This is a genomic window from Antribacter sp. NEAU-D49, from assembly GCF_057158775.1.
In genome coordinates, this window is the sequence record NZ_JBXTSN010000011.1 from 120,995 (window position 1) to 138,070 (window position 17,076).

The 17,076-nt window shown below is 72.4% G+C and carries 16 protein-coding genes; 13 read left to right on the plus strand and 3 right to left on the minus strand.

The window, feature by feature from the left end:
• Positions 1–21 precede the first annotated feature (21 nt).
• The 6 genes from mmsA (at position 22) to AC060K_RS10815 (ending at position 6,902) form a co-directional block, all read left to right on the plus strand.
• Positions 22–1,593, plus strand: a complete 1,572-nt coding sequence (gene mmsA / locus AC060K_RS10790) for a multiple monosaccharide ABC transporter ATP-binding protein (protein WP_483765428.1) — start codon at positions 22–24, stop codon at positions 1,591–1,593.
• Entirely contained in the window at positions 1,590–2,774 is a 1,185-nt protein-coding gene (gene mmsB, locus AC060K_RS10795) for a multiple monosaccharide ABC transporter permease (protein ID WP_483765429.1), read from the plus strand. The genes mmsA and mmsB overlap by 4 nt, the downstream gene beginning before the upstream one ends.
• Positions 2,775–2,874: 100 nt before the next feature.
• Complete coding sequence (locus AC060K_RS10800) at positions 2,875–3,651, plus strand: ABC transporter ATP-binding protein (protein WP_483765430.1); 777 nt, start codon at positions 2,875–2,877, stop codon at positions 3,649–3,651.
• Positions 3,648–4,370, plus strand: coding sequence for an ABC transporter permease (locus AC060K_RS10805; protein ID WP_483765431.1), 723 nt, complete (start codon positions 3,648–3,650; stop codon positions 4,368–4,370). The genes AC060K_RS10800 and AC060K_RS10805 overlap by 4 nt, the downstream gene beginning before the upstream one ends.
• 61 nt (positions 4,371–4,431) lie before the next feature.
• Positions 4,432–6,510: a hypothetical protein gene (locus tag AC060K_RS10810; RefSeq protein ID WP_483765432.1), complete on the plus strand. Its 2,079-nt coding sequence runs from the start codon at positions 4,432–4,434 to the stop codon at positions 6,508–6,510.
• A gap of 98 nt (positions 6,511–6,608) precedes the next feature.
• Positions 6,609–6,902, plus strand: coding sequence for a lactococcin 972 family bacteriocin (locus AC060K_RS10815; protein ID WP_483765433.1), 294 nt, complete (start codon positions 6,609–6,611; stop codon positions 6,900–6,902).
• A gap of 56 nt (positions 6,903–6,958) precedes the next feature.
• Here AC060K_RS10815 and AC060K_RS10820 read toward each other — a convergent pair whose 3' ends face one another.
• Together AC060K_RS10820 and AC060K_RS10825 are read right to left on the minus strand one after the other, a co-directional pair.
• A complete protein-coding gene (locus AC060K_RS10820; protein ID WP_483765434.1) occupies positions 6,959–7,639 on the minus strand; it encodes a potassium channel family protein in 681 nt (226 codons plus the stop codon).
• A gap of 28 nt (positions 7,640–7,667) precedes the next feature.
• Positions 7,668–9,074 carry a TrkH family potassium uptake protein gene (locus tag AC060K_RS10825; RefSeq protein WP_483765435.1) on the minus strand — a complete coding sequence of 469 codons (1,407 nt, stop codon included), beginning with the start codon at positions 9,072–9,074 and terminating at the stop codon, positions 7,668–7,670.
• Between the two features lie 136 nt (positions 9,075–9,210).
• On the opposite strand from AC060K_RS10825, the gene AC060K_RS10830 reads away from it, so the two are divergent.
• The 4 genes from AC060K_RS10830 (at position 9,211) to AC060K_RS10845 (ending at position 14,447) form a co-directional block, all read left to right on the plus strand.
• Positions 9,211–10,389, plus strand: a complete 1,179-nt coding sequence (locus AC060K_RS10830; protein ID WP_483765436.1) for an acetoin utilization protein AcuC — start codon at positions 9,211–9,213, stop codon at positions 10,387–10,389.
• 137 nt (positions 10,390–10,526) lie between these two features.
• On the plus strand, positions 10,527–12,767 hold the full coding sequence (locus tag AC060K_RS10835; protein WP_483765437.1) for an adenylate/guanylate cyclase domain-containing protein: 2,241 nt from the start codon (positions 10,527–10,529) through the stop codon (positions 12,765–12,767).
• Positions 12,760–14,169 carry a mechanosensitive ion channel domain-containing protein gene (locus AC060K_RS10840; protein ID WP_483765438.1) on the plus strand — a complete coding sequence of 470 codons (1,410 nt, stop codon included), beginning with the start codon at positions 12,760–12,762 and terminating at the stop codon, positions 14,167–14,169. The genes AC060K_RS10835 and AC060K_RS10840 overlap by 8 nt, the downstream gene beginning before the upstream one ends.
• 179 nt (positions 14,170–14,348) lie before the next feature.
• Positions 14,349–14,447: a 30S ribosomal protein bS22 gene (locus AC060K_RS10845; RefSeq protein WP_003792170.1), complete on the plus strand. Its 99-nt coding sequence runs from the start codon at positions 14,349–14,351 to the stop codon at positions 14,445–14,447.
• A 79-nt stretch (positions 14,448–14,526) separates the two neighbouring features.
• Here AC060K_RS10845 and AC060K_RS10850 read toward each other — a convergent pair whose 3' ends face one another.
• Positions 14,527–15,318: an HAD family hydrolase gene (locus AC060K_RS10850; protein ID WP_483765439.1), complete on the minus strand. Its 792-nt coding sequence runs from the start codon at positions 15,316–15,318 to the stop codon at positions 14,527–14,529.
• A gap of 61 nt (positions 15,319–15,379) precedes the next feature.
• Here AC060K_RS10850 and AC060K_RS10855 point away from each other — a divergent pair, with 61 nt between their 5' ends.
• The 3 genes from AC060K_RS10855 (at position 15,380) to AC060K_RS10865 (ending at position 17,045) form a co-directional block, all read left to right on the plus strand.
• Positions 15,380–16,072 carry a Pr6Pr family membrane protein gene (locus AC060K_RS10855; RefSeq protein WP_483765440.1) on the plus strand — a complete coding sequence of 231 codons (693 nt, stop codon included), beginning with the start codon at positions 15,380–15,382 and terminating at the stop codon, positions 16,070–16,072.
• Positions 16,073–16,081: 9 nt separating this feature from the next.
• Positions 16,082–16,333, plus strand: coding sequence for a glutaredoxin family protein (locus AC060K_RS10860; protein ID WP_483765441.1), 252 nt, complete (start codon positions 16,082–16,084; stop codon positions 16,331–16,333).
• A gap of 64 nt (positions 16,334–16,397) precedes the next feature.
• Positions 16,398–17,045 carry a redox-sensing transcriptional repressor Rex gene (locus AC060K_RS10865; protein WP_483765442.1) on the plus strand — a complete coding sequence of 216 codons (648 nt, stop codon included), beginning with the start codon at positions 16,398–16,400 and terminating at the stop codon, positions 17,043–17,045.
• The last annotated feature ends 31 nt before the right edge of the window (positions 17,046–17,076 follow it).

The window sequence follows — 17,076 nt, forward strand, 5'->3', positions numbered from 1 at the left end:
CGTGACGAGCAAGGACAAGGCATGGCCGAGACCAGCTCCCCGAACATCCTCGAGATGCGGGGCATCACCAAGACCTTCCCCGGCGTGAAGGCCCTGTCGGACGTGAACCTGACCGTCCGGCGCGGCGAGATCCACGCGATCTGCGGCGAGAACGGCGCGGGCAAGTCGACCCTCATGAAGGTGCTGTCGGGGGTCTACCCGCACGGAACCTACGACGGCGAGATCGTGCTCGACGACGCCCCGGCCGCGTTCGGTTCCATCAACGACTCCGAGGCCAAGGGCATCGTCATCATCCACCAGGAGCTCGCCCTGGTGCCCTACCTCTCGATCGCCGAGAACATCTTCCTCGGTAACGAGCAGCTCGGGTCGAACGGCCTCATCGACTGGCACCGCACCAACGACGAGGCCGCCAAGCTGCTCGCGCGGGTGGGGCTGAAGGAGCGCCCCACCACGCAGATCCAGGCGCTCGGCGTGGGCAAGCAGCAGCTCGTCGAGATCGCCAAGGCGCTCTCGAAGGAGGTGCGCCTGCTCATCCTCGACGAGCCCACCGCGGCCCTCAACGACACCGACTCCGAGCACCTGCTGGGCCTGCTCCGCACGCTCAAGGCGGAGGGCGTCACGTCCATCATGATCTCCCACAAGCTGGGCGAGATCGCCGACATCGCCGACCGCGTCACGATCATCCGGGACGGCCGGACCATCGAGACGCTCGACGTCGACCTCAGCACCCAGGACTCGGTGAGCCTCCAGGACCGCATCATCCGCGGGATGGTCGGCCGCGACCTGGAGCACCGGTACCCCGAGCGCGAGTCGCACCCCGGCGAGGAGGTGCTCCGCGTCGAGGACTGGACGGTGTACCACCCGACCCAGCCGGGCCGCGTCGTCGTCGACCACGCGAACCTGCGGGTGCGCGCCGGTGAGGTGGTCGGCATCGCCGGCCTCATGGGCGCCGGACGCACCGAGCTGGCCATGTCGCTGTTCGGCCGCTCCTACGGGCGGGAGATCTCGGGCCGGGCGTTCGTGCACGGCAAGGAGGTGTCCGTCAAGGACGTCCCCGACGCGATCGACGCCGGCATCGCCTACGTGTCCGAGGACCGTAAGCGCTACGGCCTCAACCTCATCGAGGACATCCGCCGGAACATCTCCGCCGCGGGACTCGGCCGCGTCTCGCGCCGCGGGTGGGTGAACGCGCAGGAGGAGCTCAAGGTCGCCGAGGAGTACCGCGCGGCCATGAACATCCGCGCACCTCACGTCCTCATGGAGGTCGGCAAGCTCTCGGGCGGCAACCAGCAGAAGGTCGTGCTGTCCAAGTGGCTGCACACGCAGCCCGAGGTGCTCATCCTCGACGAGCCGACGCGAGGCATCGACGTCGGCGCCAAGTACGAGATCTACACCATCATCAACCGCCTGGTCGCGGACGGGAAGGCCGTCCTGGTCATCTCGTCGGAGCTGCCCGAGCTGCTCGGCATCTGCGACCGCATCTACACGCTGGCCTTCGGCCGCATCACCGGCGAGGTCGACGTGGCCTCAGCCACCCAGGAGGGACTCATGGCACTCATGACGCAGGAGACCGCGCAGGAGGTGCGGGCATGAACGCCGCCGCCGACATCCGCGACCTGTTCACGCGGAACCTCCGCACCAGCGGCATCTACATCGCGTTCGTGGGGATCGTGGCGCTGTTCACCATCCTCACCAGCGGCCGCCTGCTCAGCCCCGGGAACGTCACCAACCTGGTGCTGCAGTACTCGTACATCCTGATCCTCGCGATCGGCATGGTCATCGTGATCATCGCCGGGCACATCGACCTGTCGGTGGGCTCGGTCGTGGCTCTGACCGGTGCGGTCTCGGCCGTGCTCGTGGTCCGCGAGGGCATGCCGTGGTGGGTGGGCGTGCTGGCGGGACTCGGCGTCGGCCTCGCGGTCGGCGCGTGGCAAGGCTTCTGGGTGGCGTACGTCGGGATCCCGGCGTTCATCGTCACCCTGGCGGGCATGCTGCTGTTCCGCGGCCTCACGCTCCAGGTGCTGAACAACATCTCGCTGTCGCCGTTCCCCAAGGAGTACGGCGACCTCGGGCGCGGCTTCCTCAACGGCCTCCTGGGCGGGTACGGGTACGACACGTTCACGCTCGTCATCTTCGCGATCGCGGTCGTCGGCTACGCGGTGTCCGCCTGGCGCTCGCGCCGGGCCAAGCTGGCCTACAAGCAGCACGTCGAGGCGATGGGCCTGTTCGTGGCGAAGATCGTCGCCGTGGCCGCGGTCGCCATGTGGTTCGCGTGGCAGCTCGCCACCAGCCGCGGCCTCCCGATCGTGCTGATCATCCTGGCGGTCCTCGTCCTCACCTACGCGGCCGTCACCAAGAGCAGCGTGTTCGGCCGGCACGTGTACGCGATCGGCGGCAACCTGTCCGCCGCCCAGCTCTCGGGCGTGCGGGTCAAGCGGGTCAACTTCCTGATCTTCCTCAACATGGGCTTCCTGGCGTCCATCGCCGGCGTGGTCTACTCCGCGCGGTCCAACGCGGCGCAGCCGGGCGCGGGCAACATGTTCGAGCTCGACGCGATCGCCGCCTGCTTCATCGGCGGCGCGGCGGTGTCCGGCGGTATCGGCACCGTGCCGGGCGCGATGATCGGCGGTCTCATCATGGCGGTCATGTCGAACGGCATGTCGCTGCTGGGCATCGACCAGTCCGTGCAGCAGGTCGTCAAGGGCATCGTGCTGCTCCTGGCCGTCGCGTTCGACGTCTGGAACAAGCGCCGTGCCGCGGAGGCCCGCGCCTGACCCCTCCCGTTCTGCTGTGGGTATGGCTGTGGCGTGAATTCCGCCCGGAGTTCACGCCACAGCCATACCCACAACGGACGGGTGGAGGAGAATTCCTCATATGGGGAACAACCCGCCCGGCGCCGAGCCGGCGATCCGCGTGCGAGGGCTGCGCGTCGAGCGCGGCGGGCGGGCGGTGATCGACGACTTCGACGTGGACGTGCCGGCCGGGTCGGTGGTCGGCCTGCTGGGGCCCTCCGGGTCGGGCAAGACCACGCTGATGCGGGCTGTCGTGGGCGTCCAGGCCCGCGTGACCGGGACCGTCGAGGTGCTGGGCCTGCCCGCGGGCTCCCCGGAGCTCCGCTCCCGCGTGGGCTACGTGACGCAGGCGGCGTCCGTCTACACGGACCTGACCGTGGCGCAGAACCTCGGCTACTTCGCCGCCCTGGCGGGTGTCCCGGTCGTCCGGCGGCGGGACACGGTGGCGCGGGCGGTTGCCGAGGTGGACCTGGGCGGGCACGAGAAGCAGGTGGTCGGCACGTTGTCCGGCGGCGAGCGGTCCCGTGTCTCGCTCGCGGCGGCGCTGGTCGGCGACCCGGAGCTGCTCGTCCTGGACGAGCCGACCGTGGGCCTCGACCCGGTGCTGCGACGCGACCTGTGGGCGCTCTTCCGCGACCTCTCCCGGGCCGGCCGCACGCTCCTCGTCTCCTCCCACGTCATGGACGAGGCGAACCAGTGCGACAGGCTTCTCCTGATGCGAGCCGGCGGGCTCGTCGCGGACGTCACCCCGGACGGCCTCGTGCGGCAGACGGGGGCGCCCGACGCCGAGCGCGCGTTCCTCGCTCTCATCGACAGGGCGTCCGGCCCGGCGTCCGGCCCGACGGAGGGCGCCCGATGAGCCTCACGCTCGCCACCGCCGGCCGGGTGCTCGCCCAGCTCCGTGCCGACCATCGCACCATCGCCCTCGTCCTGGTGCTCCCCTGCCTCCTCATCGGCCTGATCGCCTGGATGTTCGACGGCACGCCGGTGCTCGACCAGTTCGGCCCCATGCTCGTGGGCCTGTTCCCCCTGATCGTGATGTTCCTCGTCACGAGTGTGGCCACGCTGCGGGAGCGGCAGTCGGGCACGCTGGAGCGGCTGATGACCACCCCCGTCCGCAAGGGGGACTTCGTCGCCGGCTACGCCCTGGCGTTCGCCACGCTCGCCCTGTTCCAGTCGATCGTGGTGGTGGGCTTCGCGACGCTCGTGGGCATGGACGTCGCGGGGCCCCTCGGGCTCGTCGTCGTGGTCGCGCTGCTCGATGCCGTCCTCGGCTGCTGCCTCGGCCTCGCGGCCTCGGCGCTCGCCCGCAGCGAGTTCCAGGCTGTGCAGATGATGCCGGCGATCCTGTTCCCGCAGCTGATCACCTGCGGCCTGCTCATGCCGCGCGACGAGATGCCCCAGGTGCTCGAGTGGCTCTCGCGCGTGTTCCCGCTGACCTACGCGATCGAGGCGATGCAGGGCCTCGCACGCGGGGACCAGTGGTCCGACATCCGGGGTGCCGTGGGCGTGATCGCCCTCTTCATCGTCGGTGCGGTGGTGCTGGGCGTGCTGACGCTGCCCCGCCGCACTCCCTGAGGGGACCTCTGTCCGTGTGCGAGGGCTGCCGCGCGCGGCCGTGCGTGGGATGGTGAGCACCATGCTTCCCCGGCTCGTGCGCACCGCCTACGTGTTGAGCGTCGTCGTCCCTCTGCTCCTCGCGTTCCAGGTCTTCAGCGCGTACGACGAGGCCCCCGGCGCGGGAGCCGCCTTCCAGGTCCGGGTGGGCGAGGTGACGGGCACGCCACCGGCCGACGGCGTCGCACAGGTGGTCCGCGACGTCACCGAGGACACCGGGGCCGACGTCGGGTTCGTGGTGACCGACCTGACCGACCCGGCGCGCCGGACGCACCTCTACGCCGTGGCGGGGAACCCGGACGGCGTGGTCGCGACGCGGCTCGACGACGGCTTCCGGCACTTCAGCCCTTACCTCCGGGAGAGCTACCGGCCGCTCGAGGAGCTCGGCGCCGTCGACCCCCGGGGGTACTACCTCGTCTGGGGCACCGAGGCGGACGCTGACCGGCTGCTCGACGGGTTCCGTGAGCTCGGCCTGGACGGCGGCGTGGAGCCCTGGGTCGTCAGCCCGGGCGCCGCGCTGAGGAACCTGCCGTACGTGATGACCCCGCCCGTCCTCGGCGCGATGGCCACCGGGCTCCTGGCGGTGACCATCATGGTCGGTGGCGGCGTGGTGGCCAGTGCCCAGGCCTACGGCGTGCAGCGGCTGCAGGGCCGGTCGTTCCCCACGGTGCTCGGACGAGACCTGCGCGAGGTGGGCGTGATCCTGCTGGTGACCGCCGCGGTGGTGGTCGTTGCCGCCGCCGGTGGCCTCTGGTTCTACAACGGGTGGGCGCGGCTCGACGAGCTCGTCGTCTTCGCCGCGGCGTTCGTGGGGGCGTTCGTCGTGCTCGCGGTGCTGGCGCACCTCGTGACGATCCGGATGACGTTCGGCGCGCCGATCCTCGACGCCGTCAAGGGCCAGTTCTCGGCGGGCTGGGCTCTGACCGGCATGTTCGCCCTGCGGCTCGCGGCAGGAGTCCTGGCCGCGGGCGTCGGCTTCGCGACGCTGCAGGCGGGTCTGCAGGTGGCTGAGCGCGCTGCGGCGCAGGACAGCTGGAGCACGGCCCGGGACGCGGTGTACGTGCGCCTGTCGGGCCAGATCGGCGGTGACGACCCCGAGCTGGACGGGCGCGTCGGCGAGATGGCGCACCAGGCCACGGACGACGGCGACGCGGTCCTCGTCGACAACGTCACGACCCACCTGTCGCTGGAGACGGCGGACGGCCCGGGCGGGCCGCAGGTCGACGTGCGCGACGACGCCTGCCCGGCGCTCCTGGTGAACCACGCCTACCTGGACCGCCAGGTGGTGGAGACGGCCGCGGGGCGGCTCCGGGAGGTGTCACCCGCCCACGTGACGGTGGTCGCGCCGCCTGGGTGCGACGGGTTCGCCCGGGAGGTCGTCCCCCCGTACCTCGAGGGATGGGGGGCGGGCCTGGCCCGCCCGGTGCCCGTCGAGTACGTCGAGGGCGCACCCGGCCAGGACCACTTCACCTACGGGACGCTGAACCATGTGGAGCGGTCCCCGATGCTTCACGACGCCGTGGTGATCGTCGTCCCGCCCGACCTCGACCTCTTCCCGGCGAGCTATTACCTGAGTGCTGTCACCCAGGGCAGGGTCGTCTTCCCGGATGCGCCGACCGCGCAGGAGTATGTCGAGGCGTTCGGCGTCACGTCGATCGTCAACGGCCTCTGGCCGGCCGCCCGCTACGCCGCCGACCAGTACGCGCAGCTGGTCACCGAGCTCCGCGTGCAGGCGTTCAGCCTTGCCGCCGCGCTGCTCGTCCTGGTCGTCACGGCAGTGAGCGTGAGCGTGGTCCACGTGCGCCGGTCGGCCCAGACCGTCTACGTGAGACACCTCGCCGGCTGGCCCTGGTGGCGGGCGCACTGGCCCGTCCTGGCCGTCGAGGCCGGGATCGTCGTCGTGGTGGTGCTCCAGGGGGCGTCCCTGCTCCTCGACCCCGGCACCGCCGCGCTGAGCCAGGCGCAGGCCCTCAGGGGTGAGGCGGCAGTCTGGCGGGCGTCCACCGCCGGGTTCGTCTCCGCACTGGCGGTGGTGTCGGTGCTGGTCTCCCTCCGTGCGGCGACCGCCCGGCTCGTGGCGACACGGTCCGCGGACTCCTGACGACACTCCGGACGGGCTTGGCACGAGCAAAGATCTGTGCAAGGTTCACCTCGGAACGGCGTGAAGACTTCTCACACGCGCTGAACGAGGGAGAAGAAATGGTCCGCAAGAAGGTTCGCACGATGGTCGCCTCGACGGTCGCCGCCACGGCCCTGGTCGCCGGTGGCGCGACCGCTGCCACCGCGGTGATCAGCTACGTGGGCGGGGGCACCTGGCAGCACGGCGAGTCCTCCAACGTGTGGTCGTACTACCTTCACGAGACCCGGTGCCACGGTTCGTCGGTGCAGGGGGAGTACTTCGACTCGGACCAGGTCTCCGCGGGCTACTGGTCCCTCGCCAGCGCGCCGTCCCGCTGGTACGCCGTCGACTCCACCTACTGGCGCTACTGCTGACGAGGGCGGGCGCCCCACGGGGCGCCCCTGCGTGCCCTCCTGCGCCCCGGCCCGGCCTACGGCCGGGCCGCGAACCGCTCCAGCAGGTCGGCATGACCGGAGCAGATGAGCAGGTCGTTCGAGGAGACCCGGGTCTCGGGCGTCGCGTACACGAAGTCGACGCCGGGTGACTTCACCCCCACCACCGTGATGCCGTAGCGCTGCCGCACGTTCGACTGCGCCAGGGTGAAGCCCTGCATCTCCTTCGGCGGGCGCATCTTGACGATGGTGAAGCCGTCCTCGACCTCGATGTAGTCGAGCAGCTTGCCGCTCACGAGGTGGGCGACGCGCGACCCGGCGTCGGCCTCCGGGAACACCACGTGGTGCGCGCCGATGCGCGTGAGGATCCGGCCGTGCTCGGCCGAGATCGCCTTGGCCCAGATCTGGGGGGTGCCCAGGTCCACGAGGTTGCCGGTGATGAGCACCGACGCCTCGAGCGACGTGCCCACGCCCACGACGGCCACACCGAAGTCGCGGGCGCCGAGCTGCTCGAGCGCCTCGGGGTTGGTGGCGTCGGCCTCCACGAGCGGGAGCCGGCCCGACCACTGGGCCACCAGGTCGGGGTCGCGCTCGACGGCGAGCACGTCCTGGCCCAGGCGGTCCAGGGTGGCCGCGATCGCCGACCCGAACCGCCCCAGGCCGATGACGAGCACGCCCGCGTCCCGCTCCGGCTTCTTCTCCGGCTTCCTGTCCGACACGTGGTTCCTCTCGAACGAAGGTCTGGTCTCAGCCGATGATCGGCCGTTCCTCGGGGAAGCGTACGATGCGCCGCCGGTCGCGGATGGCGAGGGCGGCCGCGAACGTCATGGTCCCGGTACGGCCCACGAACATCAGCGCGCACAGCACGTACTTGGCGGCGTCGGGCAGTCCCGGGGTGATGCCCGTGGAGAGCCCCACCGTGGCGAAGGCCGAGATCACCTCGAAGAGCACCACGCTGAGCTGCAGGCCGGTGATCTCGAGGAGCGCCACGCACGAGACGAGCACCGCCGTGGCTCCGACGAAGACGACGGCGATCGACAGCCGCAGCGTGTCGCGCGGGATGCGCCGTCCGTAGGCCTCGATGTCGCGGTCGCCCCGGGCCTCGGCGGCGATGGCGAGCAGCATGACGGCCAGGGTGGTCACCTTGATGCCGCCGGCGGTCGACGCCGAGCCGCCGCCCACGAACATGAGGGCGTCCTGGAGCAGCCAGCTGGACTGGCTCATGGCCCCGACGTCGACGGTGGAGAACCCGCCCGAGCGTGGCATGACGCCGGCGAAGAGCCCGGCCAGGAGCTTGTCGCCGAGCGGGAGCGGACCGAACGTGCGCGGGTTGTTCCACTCGAGGGCGAGCAGCAGGACCGAGCCCACCACGAGCAGGGCGGCGCTGGTGACCAGCGTGAGGCGGGTGTGCAGCGACCACCCGGCCCGCCACCGCCGCCGGCTGCCGAGGCGCGGGCGGCTCCGCATGAGGTTGAGGATGACCGGGAAGCCGAGGGACCCCACGAACACGCCGAGCGCGATCGGTATGCACAGCCACCAGTCGCCCACGTGGTCGAGCATCCCGGCGTCGGGCACGAAGCCGGCGTTGTTGAAGGCCGAGACGCCGTAGAAGACGGCGTGCCACGCCGCCTCGCCCACCGACTCGTTGAGGACGAGGAACCGCGGGAAGAGCAGCAGCGCGATCGAGAGCTCGAGCAGCGTGGCGGTGACGATGACGACCCGGAGGAGCGACCCCACCTCGCCCAGCTTGTCCGTCTTGGTCTCCGAGGCGGTGAGCAGCCTCTGCGTGAGGCCGATGCGCCGCGAGACGGCGAGGCCCAGGATCGACGCGAGCGTCATGACCCCGAGGCCGCCCACCTTGATGCCCGCGAGGATGACGACGAGGCCGTACCCCGACCAGTACGTCGCGGTGTCCTGCACCACCAGGCCGGTGACGCAGACCGCTGACACGGCCGTGAAGAGCGCGTCGACGAAGCTGGCACGCTCGCCCGACGCCGTGGCCCACGGCGGCATCAGCAGCGCCGTGAACACTGCGATCACCGCCGCGAACACGGTCACCGCGAGCCGGGCGGGCGAGTGCCGCGCCACACGATCCACCAGCTCGCGACCGGCGAACAGCCGGTCACGTACCCGGCCGCGCAGGCTCTGCGCCATCGTCCTCCTTCGTCCGTCTGCGACAGAACGCTATAGCCGACCTGGCCCGTGACGCGCCAGCGCGGCCGTCACCGCGGGTCGGGAGCGTCCTGAGACACCGCGGGGGAGCGGCGGGCAGGTCGGTTACGGTGGACGGGTGCGCGTCGCCCGGCTGGTGTGGAGCCCTGACCTCCTCGAGTACGACTTCGGTCCCGGGCATCCCATGGCACCGGCCCGGCTGGCGCTCACGATGCGCCTGGTGGCCGACCTGGGGCTGCTGGACCAGCCCACGCTCGAGGTGACCGACGTGGCGCCGGCGAGCGACGCCGTCGTGCAGACGGTGCACGACCCGGACTACGTGGCCGCCGTCCGGCGAGCCGGGACCGCCCTCGAGGTGGACGAGGCACGGGGCCTCGGCACGGAGGACAACCCGCTGTTCCGCGGCATGCACGAGGCGGCGGCCCGGCAGGTCGCCGGGTCGGTCGACCTGGCCCAGGCGGTCTGGGACGGGGAGGTCCAGCACGGCCTCAACATCGCGGGCGGCATGCATCACGCGCAGCGCGGTGCGGCCTCGGGGTTCTGCGTCTACAACGACGCCGCGGCCGCGATCCAGCGGCTTCTCGACCTCGGTGCGGAGCGCGTCGCCTACGTCGACCTCGACGCCCACCACGGCGACGGCGTCGAGGCGTTCTTCTGGGACGACCCTCGCGTGCTGACGGTCTCCGTGCACGAGGAGGGACGCACCCTCTTCCCCGGTACCGGTCACCCGGCGGACACGGGCGGCACGGGGGCGGCGTCGGGCACCGCGGTCAACGTCGCCCTTCCTGCCCGGACGGACGGGCCGGGCTGGCTCCGGGCGGTCGACGCCGTGGTGCCTCCGGTGGTGCGGGCCTTCGGCCCGCAGGCGATCGTGTCGCAGCACGGCTGCGACGCGCACGGCCTGGACCCGCTGTCGCACCTGGAGGTCCCGGTCGACGCGCAGCGCACGGCCGCGGAGTGGGTGCACGCGCTCGCGCACGAGCGGGCCGACGGCCGCTGGGTGGCGCTCGGGGGCGGCGGGTACGCGGTGGTCGACGTCGTCCCGCTCGTCTGGGCGGCGCTCGTCGCCGACGCGGCGCACGCCCCGCTCGACCGCGGCGCCCCGCTGCCCGAGAGCTGGCGCCAGGCGGCGCAGGGCATGTCGGGCATCGAGCCCACCCGCACGCTCGGGTCCGGCGAGGTGGGGTTCCGGTCCTGGCGGTCCGGGTACGACCCCGCGGACCCGCTCGACCGGGCGGTCGCGGCCACGCGCCGCGAGGTGTTCCCGCTGCTGGGCCTCGACCCACACCACGACTGAGCGGCCGCGCCGCCGGCCGAGCGCGCCGGCTCAGCCAGCCGCCGATACCGGCGCGAACCGGCGGATACGTCCGGCCGAGGGCCGTCATATCCGCGTTCGCAGAGCGGACGCGCCGCCTTGCTGCTTAGTCTCCGGGCATGGGCATCGCCACGGGGGCGGGACGGCGCCTGATCGACGACGCCGGCACCGCCGTAGACGAATCCGGACCATCGGAGCCGCACGAGCCGGCGCGCAACCTGGTGGCGGCAGAGCCTCCGTCCCCTCCTCCGCCCCGTCGGCGACGCGGCGTCTCGATCCTCTCGAAGCTCCTCGCCATGCTCCTCGGCGTGAGCGTCCTGTCGGCCGTCGTGGTGGGCTACGTGGGCTACCGCGCCGGGACGGCGTCGCTCCGCGAGGCCGCGATCGAGCGGATGACCGAGGTGCGGGAGTCCCGGGCCCGCGAGGTCACCGCGTACTTCGACCGACTGCGCGCCGCGGTGGTGCTCGACAGCAAGGGCATCGCCGTGGAGGCACTGCCCGCGTTCGACGCGGCCTTCCACGAGCTCGAGCAGACGCCGGCCGCACCCGCCGACGAGGCCGCGGTGCGTGCGTACTACGAGGAGTCGTTCGCCCCCCAGCTCGAGGCGCGGAGCGGCACCGAGGCCGACGTCGCTGCGCTGCTCCCCGACACCCCGGCCGCGACGTACCTCCAGGCGCGCTACACCGTGGCCTCGGAGGACTGGGACGCCCGCCTGGCCCTCGACGACGCGGGCGACGGCAGCGCGTGGTCCGCCGCGCACGCCCAGTTCCACGACTACTTCCGCGACGTCATCGAGCTCAAGGGGTACGACGACGCGATGCTGGTCGACCCCGAGGGCAACGTGGTCTACAGCGCCTACAAGGGGGTGGACCTCGGCTCCAACGTGCTGACCGGTCCGTTCGGTCGTGGCCCGCTCGCGGAGGTGGTGGGTGAGGCGCTCGCCTCGACGTCGCTCGACGCCATGGTGTTCGCCGACCTCGGGAGGTACACGCCGAGCCTGGGCGCGCCGGCGGCGTTCGCCGCCTCGCCCGTGGGGTCCGACGGCGAGATCGCCGGCGTGCTCGTCTACCAGGTCCCCCTGGCCCAGCTCAACGACGTGATGACGTCGGGCGGCGACTGGGCCGGGACCGGCCTCGGTGCCACCGGCGAGACCTACCTGGTGGGCCCGGACAACCTCATGCGGTCCGTGGCTCGCGAGCTGCTGGAGGACCCTGCGGCCTACCGGGACGCGGTGGTCGGGAACGGCACGTCGGCCGCGGTGGCCGACCGCCAGGTGGCCGTGGGCGGCTCGGTGCTGCTGCAGCCGGTGGAGTCCGTGGCGGCGGACCAGGCCCTGCGGGGCATCACCGGTTCGGGGGTGAACACCGACTACCGCGGTGCTGACACCCTCGCGGCGTGGCGGCCGCTCGACATCCCCGGCGTCCAGTGGGCGCTGGTCGCCGAGCTGGACACGAGCGAGGCCTTCGCCCCGGTACAGGACCTCCGGCGGCGCCTGGTCCTGAGCACCGCGGCGCTCGTGCTCCTGGTCTCGCTCGGCTCGCTCCTCCTGGCCCAGGTGTTCCTCCGCCCCGTGCGGCGGCTGCTCACCGGCGTGCGGGAGGTGGCGGCGGGCAACCTGGACGCCCGGGTCGAGGGCGCCGGACGGGACGAGTTCGGCGAGCTGGCCGACGCGTTCAACGACATGGGCCGGTCGCTGCGCACCAAGGCCGACCTGCTCGCGGCGCAGCAGGCGGAGAACGAGCGGATGCTGCTCACCCTCATGCCCGAGACGGTCGCCCGCAGGTACCGCGACGGCGAGGAGACCATCGCCGAGGAGCACCAGGACGTCACCGTGGTGTACGCCGAGCTGGACGGGCTCGACGACCTGACCCGCGACCTGCCGTCGGACGAGTCGCTCGGATACGTCAACGCCCTGGTCCGGGCGTTCGACGAGGCCGCCGAGCGGCTCGGCGTGGAGAAGGTCCGGACCCTGCGCTCGGGCTACCTGGCAAGCTGCGGGCTCGTGGTGCCGCGCGTCGACAGCGCGCGGCGGGCCCTGGAGTTCGTGCGCGAGATGCAGCACGTCGTGGAGGCCTTCGACGCCCAGCACCGGGCGGGCCTGTCGCTCCGCGCGGGCATCGACACCGGGCCGGTGACGAGCGGCCTCGTGGGGCGGCAGAGCATGGTCTACGACCTCTGGGGCGACGCGGTGAGCCTGGCGTACAGCCTGCGGCAGACCACCGGGGGCCCTGGCGTCTTCGTCTCGTCCGCCGTCCACGACCGGCTGCGGGACGCCTACCGCTTCCGTGAGGCCGGGCGGGTGGAGACCAGCTCCGGCCCGGAGACCGTCTGGGAGCTGGTGGAGGACGACCGTGGCTGACCTCGCCGGGCAGGGCTGGTTCTGGTGGGCGGCGGGGATCGTCGTCGGTCTGCCCCTGGTGCTCCTCGCACTCACCGAGGTGCACGCCGCGCTCACGCGGCGGAGGCACCCGGCCGCGCGCCCGGTCGGATTCCTGCGGACGTACGTGGTCCCGGCGGTGGCGCTGCTCCTCCTCGTCACCCAGGCGACGCGGGTGTCCGCCGAGGTCACATGGGTGCGCGTCGTCGCGACCGTCGTCGGCTTCCTGGTCCTCCTCGTGGTCCTCTCGGGCTTCGACGTCGCCCTGTTCGGCACCGCCCGCGAGGGCACCTGGCGGGCGCGCCTGCCGTCGATCTTCGTCGACCTGGGCCGGCTGGTGGTCGTCGGCGTAGGGCTCGCCCTCCTCTTCTCCTGGGTGTGGGGGGCCGACGTCGGCGGGCTGTTCACCGCGCTCGGTGTCACCTCGATCGTGCTGGGCCTGGCGCTGCAGAACGCCGCCGGGTCGGTGATCTCCGGCCTCCTGCTCCTGTTCGAGCAGCCGTTCCGGATCGGCGACTGGCTCGACACGGGCTCGACCCGCGGCCGGGTCGTCGAGGTCAACTGGCGGGCGGTGCACATCGAGACGGGCGAGGGCATCCGGGTGGTGCCCAACGCCTCGCTCGCGGGGTCCGAGTTCACCAACCTCAGCGAGCCGTCCGCGGAGCACACGGACACGGTCGCGGTGGCGTTCGCGACGTCGGACCCGCCGGGCGCGGTCGAGGCGCTCCTGCTGCGGACCGCGGCGGCGGAGCCGGCCCTGGTGCCGGGGCAGCGGCCGACGGTGGTCGTCGCGGGGTCCGGCGCCTACGAGGTGAGCCTCCCGCTCCGGTCCTTCCCCGACGCCGCGGGGGCGCGGTCTCGGTTCCTCGGCCGCCTCTGGTACGCGGCGCGGCGGGCCGGCCTGCACCTCGACGGCGACGACACCTGGGCCGCACCGCTCCCGACGGCGAGCGAGGCGCTCGCGGTCGTCGGTGCGACGCTCGGCCTGGACAGGTCCCGGCTCGGCGACGCCGAGGACCGCGTCAGGGTGGAGCGCTATGGCGACGGCGAGGTGGTGCAGCAGGCCGGCGTCGTGCCCGAGGCCATGGACCTGGTGCTCGACGGCAGCGCCTACCTGGCGCTCCCCGCCCCCGCGGGTGAGACGCAGGCGATCCTGCACCTCGAGCGCGGCTCGTACCTGAGCCCGACGGCCCTGACCCGCGAGGTCGCGTCCCTGGTGGGGGTGGCGGTGGGGGAGCTGACGGTGGTGCGGCTGCCGGTGGAGGTGGTCCGGGAGCTCGTCCAGCACCGCCCGGACCTCGCGCGCGAGATCGGGGCCGAGATCGACCGGCGCCGGGAGATCGCCGGGCTGCACGCGGCGGCCGCTCTCGGGGCTCTGTCCTGAGCCCTGCCGGCCTCGATTACAGGCCCGGGCGCGGGAGCGGGTATCCTGGCGGACGGACTCCCTCTCGTGTTGGTCGGCCTACGCCTCTTCGGCGTGACTGTCCACGACCAACCGTGGACCAAACTCGCCGAGCGGCCCGGACAGGGCTGTCGCCGACCGATCGAACATTGTGAGGACCTATGGGCTCCGTCATCAAGAAGCGCCGCAAGCGTATGGCCAAGAAGAAGCACCGCAAGCTGCTTCGCAAGACGCGCCACCAGCGCCGCAACAAGAAGTGACGCCGGCACCCGTCAGGGTGCCTGTGCCGAGCCCGGAGCCTTGTCCAAGGCGCCGGGCTCGGCCCGTTCCCGGGGGTGGTCAGCCTCCGCGCAGGCGGCGGCGCAGCGACCGCAGCACCAGGCCCGCGACCCAGGCCGCGCCCGCCCACGAGGCCGTCCGTACCCCGCGCCCGGCGGCGCGCTGCGAGCGGCCCCGGAACTCCCGGATGGGCCAGCCCACGTGCTGTGCGTGCCGGCGCAGGCGGAGGTCCGGGTTGATGGGGCACGGGTGCCCCACGGTGTGCATCATCGGGAGGTCGTTGAGCGAGTCGCCGTAGGCGTAGCTCGCGCTCAGGTCGATGTCCTCCTTGTCGGCGAGCTCACGCACCGCCTGCGCCTTGGCCTCGCCGTGCATGAGGTCGCCCATGAGCCGGCCGGTGTAGAACCCGTCGCGGTGCTCCGGGATGGTGCCGAGGCAGCCCGTGGCGCCGAGCCGGCGGGCGATGAGCGCGCCGATCTCGACGGGCGTCGCGGTGACGAGCCACACCTGGTGGCCCGCGGCGAGGTGCTCGTCGAGCAGGCGCCGCGTGCCGGGGAAGATCCGGAGCGCGAGGACGGTGTCGTACACCTCCTCGCCGAGGGTCGTGACCTCGGCGACGGTGCGACCCGCGATGAGCGAGAGGGCGCGCTCGCGCACCACGTCGATCTGCTCCCGCGACTCGCCGAAGAGCACGTAGCGGGCCTGGATGGCGGCGAACCGCAGCAGGTCGCGCGTGCCGAAGAACCGCCGCTGGTACGCGGCACGGGCGAGGTGGAAGGCGCTGGCGCCCCGGATGATCGTGTTGTCGACGTCGAAGAACGCCGCGGTGGCGGACGGGGGGAGCGTCGACATGCGGACCACAATATCCGCGCCTCGGGCAGCGCTCGCACGACGCCGCTGGTACAACCAGGAGGTGACCGACACCCGCCCCCCGGCCGAGAGCACAGTCCTCGCCCGTTCGCTCCACCTCCTGGTGGCCCTCGTGGCCCTCGCGGGCTTCACGATGGAGCTGACGACCGCCCTCCTGGGCGGCGCCGGTGCGGCGCCGTCGCACCTGGAGCGGATCGTCCGGCTCTTCAGCTTCTTCACGATCGAGTCCAACCTGCTGGTCGGCGTGGTCTCGCTGCTCCTGGCGCTGCGCGCGGACCGCGACGGGCGCATCTTCCGGGTCGCCCGGCTGGACGCGCTGCTGTACATCGCGGTCACGGGGATCGTGTACAACACGGTGCTGGTGGGCCTGCCGTCGCTGACGTCGAGCCCGTTCTCGAACTTCCTGCTCCACACGGCCACGCCGGTCCTGGCGGTCGTCGTGTGGCTCTGGGTGGGCCCGCGGCCCCGCATCGACGTGGCGACGGTCTGGTGGTCGGTCGTGCTCCCGGTGGTGTGGCTGGTCTTCACGTTCGTGCGCGGGGCGGCCACCGGCTGGTACCCCTACCCGTTCCTCGACGCCGGGGAGATCGGGCTCGGCCGGGCTCTTGTGAACGCGGGGATCGTGGCCGTCGTCTTCCTCGTGCTCGCCTGGGGCATGCGGTGGGTCGACGGCCGGCTGCGCCCCGTGCCCGGCCGGGTGGCCCCGGCTGCGAAGGCGCCCAGCGCACTGCCGTAACCTCGTCCCGTGGACGGGAAGCAGGGCGAGGCCCGCGTGGTGCTCTACACGCGCGAGGGATGCCACCTGTGCGACGACGCACGCGCGGTCGTGGTGCAGGTGTGCGCGGAGACGGGCGCCGCCTGGCGCGAGGTCGGCATCGACGACGACCCGGACCTGACCGAGAGGTACGGCGAGTACGTGCCTGTGGTCGAGGTCGACGGCGTCCAGCAAGGTTTCTGGCGCGTGGATGCGGCGCGCCTGGCCCGGCGACTGGCATGATCTGTCCAGCGAGTGTGTGCGAGTCGCCCCGACGGTGCGGTCGGGGAGAGGGGAGCAGCACGTGGTGAGCGAGCCCAGCGACGCCGCAGTGCCCGGAGCGACAGTCGCGAGACTGCCCTACTACCTGCGCGCCCTGCGCGACCTGGCGGCCCAGGGGGTGACGACGACGTCGTCGTCCGAGCTGGCCGACCGATCAGGCGTGAGCTCGGCGCAGCTGCGCAAGGACCTGTCCTACCTCGGGTCGTTCGGGACGCGAGGGGTGGGGTACGACGTCGAGTCGCTCGCCTCGTACATCACCGTCGCCCTGGGGCTCGAGACCGAGCACCGGCTCGCGATCGTCGGGATCGGCAACCTCGGGCACGCCCTGGCGAACTACTCGGGCTACACCGCGCGCGGCTTCCAGGTCACCGCGCTGCTCGACGCCGACCCCGCCGTGGTGGGCACGGAGGCCGCGGGCCTCACCGTGCAGCACATCGACAAGGTGGCCGAGGTGATCGACGAGGCCGGGGTCTCGATGGTCGTGCTGGCCACGCCCGCGCAGGTGGCGCAGGAGATCGCCGACCGGGTGGTCGCCGCGGGGGTGCGCGAGATCCTCAACTTCGCCCCCGTGGCGCTCCAGGTGCCCGACGACGTGGTGGTGCGGTCGGTGGACGTGGGTGGCGAGCTGCAGATCCTGGCGTTCCACGCGGCGACGCGCGCGGCAGCGCTGTAGGCGCGGTCACGCCCGCCCACCTCCTCGTCGC

Bases quoted from the DNA above. Each gene is read 5' to 3' on its own strand.
- mmsA (WP_483765428.1), top strand. From the start codon at position 22: ATGGCCGAGACCAGCTCCCCGAACATCCTCGAGATGCGGGGCATCACC.
- mmsB (WP_483765429.1), top strand. From the start codon at position 1,590: ATGAACGCCGCCGCCGACATCCGCGACCTGTTCACGCGGAACCTCCGC.
- AC060K_RS10810 (WP_483765432.1), top strand. From the start codon at position 4,432: ATGCTTCCCCGGCTCGTGCGCACCGCCTACGTGTTGAGCGTCGTCGTC.
- AC060K_RS10825 (WP_483765435.1), bottom strand. From the start codon at position 9,074: ATGGCGCAGAGCCTGCGCGGCCGGGTACGTGACCGGCTGTTCGCCGGT.
- AC060K_RS10805 (WP_483765431.1), top strand. From the start codon at position 3,648: ATGAGCCTCACGCTCGCCACCGCCGGCCGGGTGCTCGCCCAGCTCCGT.
- AC060K_RS10815 (WP_483765433.1), top strand. From the start codon at position 6,609: ATGGTCCGCAAGAAGGTTCGCACGATGGTCGCCTCGACGGTCGCCGCC.
- AC060K_RS10845 (WP_003792170.1), top strand. From the start codon at position 14,349: ATGGGCTCCGTCATCAAGAAGCGCCGCAAGCGTATGGCCAAGAAGAAG.
- AC060K_RS10835 (WP_483765437.1), top strand. From the start codon at position 10,527: ATGGGCATCGCCACGGGGGCGGGACGGCGCCTGATCGACGACGCCGGC.
- AC060K_RS10850 (WP_483765439.1), bottom strand. From the start codon at position 15,318: ATGTCGACGCTCCCCCCGTCCGCCACCGCGGCGTTCTTCGACGTCGAC.
- AC060K_RS10800 (WP_483765430.1), top strand. From the start codon at position 2,875: ATGGGGAACAACCCGCCCGGCGCCGAGCCGGCGATCCGCGTGCGAGGG.